This window comes from Streptomyces sp. SID486, from assembly GCF_009865385.1.
Lineage (GTDB): Bacteria > Actinomycetota > Actinomycetes > Streptomycetales > Streptomycetaceae > Streptomyces.
On sequence record NZ_WWJT01000320.1, the window covers coordinates 1 to 6,305 of the forward strand.

A 6,305-nucleotide genomic window follows, 5' to 3' on the forward strand; every position below is an offset into this window, starting at 1 on the left:
GCCGCCGCGTCGTGGTTGCCCGCGCCGTTCCCCGCGCCCCCTCGGGGCGCCCCCCGCCGCGTACAAGTGGCGCCACGTCGTGGTTGCCCGCGCCGTTCTCTGCGCGCCTTCGGGGTGCCTCCCGCCGCGCGTCAGTGCCGCCTTGTCGTGGGGCGTCCGCGTCGTTCGTCGCGTCCCTTCGGGGCGTCGGGGGGTGGGGGCTGTCGTAGCATGCCCGCGTGACGCACGATGACGCTCCGCTGCTGGCGGACCTCATGCCGTGGGCCGTCGCACCTCTGCGGCTGGGCCGCGCCTGGCCGTCGGCGCCCGATCCGGTGTCGCCCAAGGCTCGCTGGGACGCCCTGCTGAAGGCCGAAGGGCCGGACCGGGAGGCCCTGTTCGAGCCGACCCGCGCCCGTACGCTCCGGTCGGCCGTGGGCCAGCTGCCGGGTCAGGCCACCGGCACGCAGCGGCTCGCGCGTGCCGAGGGGCCCTGTGCGGAGCCGGTCCGGGTGCTGGCCGCCCCGTTCGACGAGCAGTGGCTCATCCCGGACCACCGGCTGATCGACTCGGCCCGCCCGGAGCTGTGGCGGGTGGCGGACGCCCGTCAGGTCTTCGCCGTCGAGACGGGTGACACCGGCCTGCCGCTGCTGGCGACCTCCCTCCTGCCCACCCTGCGCACCGGCCGCGTCCGCCCGCTGTACCGCCGCCCCGGCGGCCGGGAACCGAACCTCGCCCCGGGCCTGCTGGACCATCTGTCGGACCGCCTGGGCGTCCGCCCCACCGCATCGGACCTGCCGGCCTGGATCCTGGCGACGGCCCGCCCGGACCTCACGGTCCCGCTCACCGACGACCCCGGGCTGTGGGCGTCCGGTGTGGAGCTGGGCCGCCGGGCCCTGTGGCTGATGCTGCGCGACGGGGAGCGGCCCAAGCTGCCGGGGGGCCGTCGGCCCTACGTCCGCGCACCCCTGCCGAACCGACCTCTCGGCCTGCACTACGACCGCGACGAGGAGGCCCTGCACCTGGAGGAAGGCCGCATCTCTCCCGTGCCACCCGAGGCGTGGGACTACGAGGTGGCCGGTGCCCGGGTGCTGGAGAGCTGGTTCGCGGCCCGTACCGCGCCGGCCGAACCCGGCACGCTCGCCGCGATCCGCCCGGCGGCCTGGCCGCAGACCTGGACCTCGGAACTGCTGGAACTCATCACGGTCCTGGCCCTGCTGGCGGAAGTGCGGTCGGCGCGGGCCGGCTTGACGGTGGCGTCGTCGGTCACCGCGGCCGACCTGCGGCAGGCGGGCGTGCTGCCCGCACCCGGGGCGTCCCGCCGCCCCGCCTCGGTCCTGGACCATCACGAGGAGGGCCCGGACGGGCAGTTCGCCCTGCTCTAGCCCCCCTCCCGGCTGCCGGCGGTCGCCGGGAACGCGGGCTGCGGCGAAGCCGGCCGGGCCCGGACCGCTCGACGCCGCCCGCACCCCGCTAGCGCGGTGTGAACGCGTCGAGGACCCGTTCCACCGCCCGCTCGAACACCGCCTCCAGGTCGATCGGCCCGGCATCCTCCTGGAACGCCGCCGCCATGCGCGGGTAGGCGCCGGAGGCCAGCCGGCCGCCCAGATAGGCGATGCGCACCGCGTTCTCGTCCTCCTCCGACCAGGGCAGGGCACGGGCCCGCTCGGCGGTGTCGAGTTCGTTGCGGACGTACGTCGTCACGACGCCGTTCAGCATGGCGATGAGCTCGAACTTCGTGCCGTACGCCGCCTCCAGAGGGTCCAGGCAGGCCAGGCAGTGCTCCAGGAAGCGCAGGGCGTGCGGGCTGAAGCCGTAGACCGGGGACATCAGGCGCGGCATCCACGGGTGGCGGACCATCAGCGCGCGGGTCCGGTAGGCGACCAGGCGCAGGTCCGCCCGCCAGTCGCCGCTCGGCACCCACAGTTCGTGCTCCGCGCCGACCGCGTCGACCATCAGCTCGTACAGGTCCTCCTTACGGGGGACGTAGTTGTACAGCGACATGGTGCCGCAGCCCAGCTCGGCCGCCACGTGCCGCATCGTCACCGCGTCGAGCCCCTGCGCGTCCGCGATCCGGACGGCCGCGGCGGCGATGTCGTCGCGCGTGTACGCCGGTCTGGGCCCCCGCCCGGCGCGCTCGGGGCGCGCCCAGATCACCTCGGGGACCGCCCCTCGGACTGCCATCGCTCATCACCTCGGCCTCCATCGTAGTTACGTACGCCGTACGTAATGCGGTACGGTCCTGCCATGACTACTACGTACGCCGTACTTAGTGAGGGTCTGGAGAAGCGCTTCGGCGCTGTGCACGCCCTGCGCGGTCTGGACCTGGCCGTCGCCGAGGGCACGGTCTGCGGGCTGCTGGGGGCCAACGGGGCGGGGAAGACGACGGCGGTGCGGCTGCTGACCACGTTGCTGCGCCCCGACGGGGGGTCGGCCCGGGTCGCCGGGCACGACCTGGTCCGGGAGGCGGCGGCCGTGCGGCGCCGGATCGCGGTGACCGGGCAGTACGCCTCGGTCGACGGGGACCTCACCGGCCGGGAGAACCTGCGGCTGTTCGCCCGGCTGCACCGGGTGCGCGGGCCGGCCGCCCGCGCCGGGGAGCTCTTGGAGCTCTTCGGCCTGACCGAGGCCGCGGACTGCAGGGCGTCGACGTACTCGGGCGGCATGCGGCGCCGGCTGGACCTCGCCGCGAGCCTGATCCGCCGCCCCGACGTGCTCTTCCTGGACGAGCCGACCACCGGCCTCGACCCGGCCAGCCGCGCCCGCATCCGGCGGGCCGTGCTCGAACTCAGGGCGGAGGGCACGACCGTGCTGCTGACCACCCAGTATCTGGACGAGGCCGATCAACTGGCGGACGACATCGTCCTGGTGGACCGCGGCCGGGTCGCCCACACCGGCTCGCCCGCGCAACTCAAGTCGCTCGTCGGATCGCATGTGGAGGCGGTGGTCGCGGACGCCGGGACGCTGCCTCGGGCGGCCGCCGTACTCGACCGTCTCACGGGCCGGGAGCCGGTGTTCGACCGCGGGCGCAACGCCGTCGCCGCGGTCACCACCGACCCGACCCTGACCCTGCCCCGGCTGGTGCGCGAACTCGACGCGGTCGGCGTGCCGTTGCTGGACGCGGGCATCCGGCCGCCCACCCTCGACGACGTCTTCCTCCGGCTCACCGGGGACACCGCCGACAGCAAGGAGCCCGTGGCATGAACGCGTTGGCGTACGGCCGACGGCAAGGAGTGCGTGGCGTGGGCGCGTTGGCGTACGACGGACTGGCGATGACCGGGCGGCAGCTGCGCCGGGTCCGCAACAATCCGGGCCTGGCGGTCCTCACCCAGATGATGCCGGTCAACATGCTGCTGTTCTTCGGCTACGTGTTCGGCAGCGCCCTGGCGATGCCCGGCCGCGAGTACCGCTCCTTCCTGCTGCCCGGGCTGCTCGTCGCGACCGCGGCCGGCGGGCTGATGACCGGCATGTTCCAGGCCGCCCAGGACACCCACCGGGGGGTGATGGACCGGTTCCGCACCATGCCGGTGAGCCGGGCCGCCGTACCGCTCGGACAGGCCGTCGCGGACCTCGTCGTGACGACCGCCGGGACCGTGCCGCTGCTGCTGACCGGGCTCGCGGTGGGCTGGCGGATCGAGGGGTCCGCGGCCGGGGCGGCCGGCGCCGTGGGGCTGCTGCTGTTCTTCCGGTTCGCCTGCACGTGCGCCGGCGTCTTCCTCGGCCTGCTCACCCGCAGTGAGGAGGCCGCCGGACAGCTCGGCGCCGCCTCCTTCGTGCTACCGCTGCTGTCGAACGCCTACATCCCGACGGACGGCCTGCCGGACTGGCTGCGCACCCTCGCCGAGTGGAACCCGGTCAGCGCGGTGACCACCGCCCTGCGGGACCTGTTCGGCAACGCGCCCGTCCCGGAGGGCGCCGCCTGGCCGGTGTCCCATCCGCTCGCCGGGGCGCTCGGCTGGTGCGCCGCCCTGACCGCGGTGTTCCTGCCGCTCGCGGTACGGCGGTACGCGCGCACCGCGTGAGCCGTCGCCGTTCGCACACTGCTGACAAAGCCGCCGCTCAGGGGCCATGATCCGGGGCATGGATCAGCCGATGGACCAGCCGATGGACCAGCCCGTGCGCGCGCAGCCCCTGCCCCTGGAGGGCATCACCGTCGTCGCCGTCGAACAAGCCGTGTCCGCGCCCTTCGCGACCCGGCAGCTCGCCGATCTGGGCGCCCGGGTCATCAAGGTGGAGCGCGTCGACGGCGGCGACTTCGCGCGCGGTTACGACACCGCGGCCCGCGGGCTCGCGTCGCACTTCGTGTGGTGCAACCGCGGCAAGGAGTCCCTCGCCCTGGACCTGAAGGACCCGCGCGGGCTGGACGTCGTACGGCGGCTGGTCGCGGACGCCGACGTGTTCGTGCAGAACCTCGCGCACGGCGCGGCGGCCCGGCTCGGCCTGGACGCGGCCACCCTGTGCGCCGCGCACCCGCGGCTGATCGCCGTGGACATCTCGGGCTACGGCGGCTCGGGGCCGTACACGGACAAGCGGGCGTACGACATGCTCGTGCAGTGTGAGGCGGGGCTGGTGTCGGTGACCGGGACACCGGAGCAGCCGGTGAAGGCGGGCATCCCGGCTGCGGACATCGCGGCGGCCATGTACGCGTTCTCCGGGGTGCTGGCCGCGCTCGTGCGGCGCGGGACGACCGGGCGGGGCGGGCCGGTGGAGGTGTCCATGCTGGAGGCGCTCGCCGAGTGGCTGGGGCATCCGCTGCACCACGCGATGCACGGCGGCGAGCCGCCGGCCCGGACCGGGCTCGCCCACGCCGTGATCGCGCCCTACGACGCCTATCCGACGGCGGACGGCGGGCGGGTGCTGCTGTCCGTGCAGAACGACCGCGAGTGGCGGCGGCTGGCCGAACAGGTCATAGGCCGCCCGGCGCTGGCCACCGACCCGGCGTACGCGACCAATGCCGCCCGGGTGGCGCACCGGGAGCGCACCGACGCCCTGGTGGCGGAGGCGCTGGGGGTGCTGGGCAGCGAGGAGGCGCTGGACCGGCTGGAGCGGGCGGGCATCGCCTGCGCCCGGCTGCGGGATCTGCACGAGCTGGCGGAGCATCCGCAGCTGGCGGCCCGGGGGCGGTGGCGTCAGGTGGGATCGCCGGCCGGGCCGCTGAAGGCGCTGCTGCCTCCCATCACGCTGCCGGGCGGGGACGAGGCACGGATGGGTGATGTGCCCGCGCTCGGGCAGCACACCGGAGCGCTGCTGCGTGCCGTGGGAATGACAGACGACGAGATCGCAGCGCTACGCCGGGACGGTGTGGCAGCCTGAGCGCGGGCGTCCCCGCGCGGGGGCCGTGCCGGTGGCCGGTCGGTGACCCTTCCGGCTGCCGGTCAGTGACCGCCGAACAGCGAACGGCGCAGCCGGCGCAGCGGCGCGAAGAGGGAGACGCGGCTCACGCGCGTACCCCGGTCGCTGCGCTCGTGCACGGCGTCACGCGCCGTCAGCTCACGCATCAGCGAGGTCGCCTCGATCGTCTCCCGCTGCGGTATGGCGGGGCCCGCCAGCACCGACAGGTGGCGGTCGAGGCGCGAACTGGTCGCGCTGCTCCCGCAGGTGATCGCAGGGACCCTGGCCCTGCTGCGCACTGTTATCTGTTCCATGTCACTCCCCACCCGTACGAGTCACCCGGCCCGGGCAGGGTAACCCTATCGCCCCATGGGGGCACGCGTGTATCTCGGCCACAGGATTCACCTTCCCCGTAAGGGTGTTGACCATCCTCGTTCGACTACTCTCCGAATCCAACCGATTTCAGGGTGAGTTGGACAATGGGCTGGCTGGTGGGCTGCGCCGAGCCGCCGTCCGGCTCGACGGTTACGGCGAGTGACGTCGAGGAGGGGTCGAGGCCCTTGGCGACCAAGGGCGTGTCGCCCGCCAGGAGGCCCAGGGAGCGCGGTAGCGCACGGGGGCGCATGAGCCAGAGCTGGTGAACGCGCCCGCCGGGTGGCCGGCCGTATCCGCTCAGGGTGACGACGGCTTCCCGGGCGGATGCGGAAGCGATCACTCCGATACCCCGGCCGTCGCCACCCCCGCCGGCCGCCGCACGGGCGTCGGGAGCGGCCAGAACGTGGGCGATCTCACGTGCCCGGTCCTGCTCGGCGGTGAGCCGGTCCTCGGTGCGATGGGCCTGGACCGCGAAGAGGGAGGCGACGACGAGGGCCGCGGCGGCGGTGGCCGTGGCGAACGGCGCGAACAGGGGACGCGCCCGACGCGTACGAGCGCGCCCCGGTGGCGGCTGGGCGCCCCAGACGTGCGGCGGCAGCCGGCGCGCCCGCTCCCGGACC

7 protein-coding genes are annotated in these 6,305 nt (G+C 74.6%); 4 read left to right on the plus strand and 3 right to left on the minus strand.

Annotated elements, in window-relative coordinates; genetic code table 11:
- Positions 1–218: 218 nt before the first annotated feature.
- Positions 219–1,364, plus strand: coding sequence for a type ISP restriction/modification enzyme (locus GT045_RS15060; RefSeq protein WP_161334468.1), 1,146 nt, complete (start codon positions 219–221; stop codon positions 1,362–1,364).
- 88 nt (positions 1,365–1,452) lie between these two features.
- Here the strand turns inward: GT045_RS15060 and GT045_RS15065 are convergent, their stop codons facing one another.
- Complete coding sequence (locus GT045_RS15065) at positions 1,453–2,163, minus strand: TetR/AcrR family transcriptional regulator (RefSeq protein WP_161334469.1); 711 nt, start codon at positions 2,161–2,163, stop codon at positions 1,453–1,455.
- Between the two features lie 63 nt (positions 2,164–2,226).
- On the opposite strand from GT045_RS15065, the gene GT045_RS15070 reads away from it, so the two are divergent.
- Genes GT045_RS15070 through GT045_RS15080 form a run of 3 tightly spaced genes read left to right on the plus strand, consistent with a single transcriptional unit; the run spans position 2,227 to position 5,292 of the window.
- Positions 2,227–3,183 (plus strand): ATP-binding cassette domain-containing protein, encoded by a 957-nt coding sequence (locus tag GT045_RS15070; protein ID WP_161334470.1) that lies wholly within the window; start codon positions 2,227–2,229, stop codon positions 3,181–3,183.
- Positions 3,180–4,001: an ABC transporter permease gene (locus tag GT045_RS15075; protein WP_202528103.1), complete on the plus strand. Its 822-nt coding sequence runs from the start codon at positions 3,180–3,182 to the stop codon at positions 3,999–4,001. The genes GT045_RS15070 and GT045_RS15075 overlap by 4 nt, the downstream gene beginning before the upstream one ends.
- A 58-nt stretch (positions 4,002–4,059) precedes the next feature.
- Entirely contained in the window at positions 4,060–5,292 is a 1,233-nt protein-coding gene (locus tag GT045_RS15080) for a CaiB/BaiF CoA-transferase family protein (RefSeq protein WP_237538597.1), read from the plus strand.
- Positions 5,293–5,354: 62 nt separating this feature from the next.
- Here GT045_RS15080 and GT045_RS15085 read toward each other — a convergent pair whose 3' ends face one another.
- Together GT045_RS15085 and GT045_RS15090 are read right to left on the minus strand one after the other, a co-directional pair.
- A complete protein-coding gene (locus GT045_RS15085; protein ID WP_161287232.1) occupies positions 5,355–5,624 on the minus strand; it encodes a hypothetical protein in 270 nt (89 codons plus the stop codon).
- A gap of 125 nt (positions 5,625–5,749) precedes the next feature.
- The coding region (locus GT045_RS15090) for an anti-sigma factor (RefSeq protein ID WP_161334471.1) at positions 5,750–6,305 on the minus strand (556 nt) is incomplete at its 5' end.